Below are 1592 nucleotides of genomic sequence, written 5' to 3' on the forward strand. Positions count from 1 at the left end.
AAAAACGCAGATCGGCGAGATTGCAGCGGACTACCTGCGCGCGCACCCGGAAATCCTGATTGAGATGAGCCAGAAGCTGCAGGCGCAGTCGCAGGAGAAACAGATGGCCTCCGCCGCCAGCGCGGCGCTGAAGGAACAGGACGGGCTGCTGAACGATCCGACCTCTCCGGTGCTGCACCCGAAGGGCGACGTCGCGGTCATCCAGTTCTTTGACTACCAGTGCATCTACTGCGCGAAAGTCGCCCCGCTCGTGGAGCGGTTCATCAGCCAGAACCCCAACGTGCGCTTCATCTATAAAGAGTGGCCGATTTTCGGCAGCCGCTGGCCCGCATCGGTACAGGCGGCGAAAGCTGGCCTGTCCATTTATAAGGAGGGCGGCGCAGAGGCGTACCACCGCTATCACGCCGCGCTCTACGCGACCGGCCACAACGAAGGGAAGCTGCTGGATGAAGACATCCGCCAGGCGGCGGTGAAGGCGGGCGTGACCACGACGCCGAAAGAAGAGGTCGAGGCGATGGGCGCGGCGCTGGAGAAAAACAATCAGCTGGCCCGCAGCCTCGGCATTCAGGGTACGCCCGCCTTCTTCGTCATGCCGGTGACGGGCGCCACCGCAGAGAACGTCAGCGTTATCCCGGGGGCAACCGACCTGCAGGCGCTGCAGGCGGCGGTGGAAAAAGCGCGCGGCGGCGTGAAGAAAGGAGGCTGATATGGCCTGGCGCACGGTTTTACTGGCGCTCGCGGTGTGGGTCTGCCAGCCGGCGCTTGCCGCTGACAACGGCAAGACGTCCCTGACCTGCGAGGGACGCTGGGTTAACCCCATCACCGACGTGTGCTGGGAGTGTCTGTTCCCGATGAGCATTGGCAGCGTGCAGGTTTCGGCCGGATCGCTGCCGGATACCGAAAACCCGTCATCGCCCATTCAGTTCTGCCCGGCGCCGCCGCCCATTTTTGAGCGCCCGGGCATCGCGATTGGCTTCTGGGAGCCGTTTGCGATGACTGACGTGACGCGCTCGCCCGGCTGCATGGTGAACATGGGCGGCTTCAACATCAACATCCCGAACACCGGCACCGGCACCGGCACGAAAACGGCGAACGAGCACCCGGGCACCTTCTATCACGTCCACTGGTACAAGTACCCGCTGATCTCCTGGCTCAACATTATCACCTCGGAGATGTGCATGCAGGGCGGGGAGTATGACATCGGCTACCTCTCGGAGCTGGACCCGACCTGGCAGAACGACAACCTGGCGTTGTTCCTGAACCCGGAAGTGATGCTGTTTGCGAACCCGGTTGCACAAATGGCCTGCGCAGCGGACGCGGTGGCGGCGGGCGTGAGCAAGCCGATTGATGCGCTGTTCTGGTGCGCGGGCTCGCACGGCTCGATGTACCCGTTCACCGGCAACATTGTGAACGAGTCGAGCGGGCTCAACAGCGGGGCGCTGCTCTCCGAGCGCATGGACTTCAAGCTGCACCGCGAGGGGCTCATTCTAGACACCGTGCCGCAGAACACTGCCGTCTGCTATGAGTACCCGTCCGCGATCATGCCGAAAAGCCGCTACCGCTATCAGATGGTGAACACCATCCCGGACGTG

At 63.2% G+C, this 1592-nt stretch carries 2 protein-coding genes; both read left to right on the forward strand.

What is annotated here, in order from left to right; translation table 11 throughout:
• The coding region (locus tag BBB56_RS23340; RefSeq protein WP_148085456.1) for a DsbA family protein at nucleotides 1-706 on the forward strand (706 nt) is incomplete at its 5' end.
• A 1-nt stretch (nucleotide 707) separates the two neighbouring features.
• The coding region (gene traU, locus BBB56_RS23345; RefSeq protein WP_123803263.1) for a conjugal transfer pilus assembly protein TraU at nucleotides 708-1592 on the forward strand (885 nt) is incomplete at its 3' end.

Origin of the sequence: Candidatus Pantoea deserta (assembly GCF_003813865.1) — a bacterium.
In the GTDB taxonomy this organism is placed as follows: Bacteria; Pseudomonadota; Gammaproteobacteria; order Enterobacterales; family Enterobacteriaceae; genus Pantoea; species Pantoea deserta.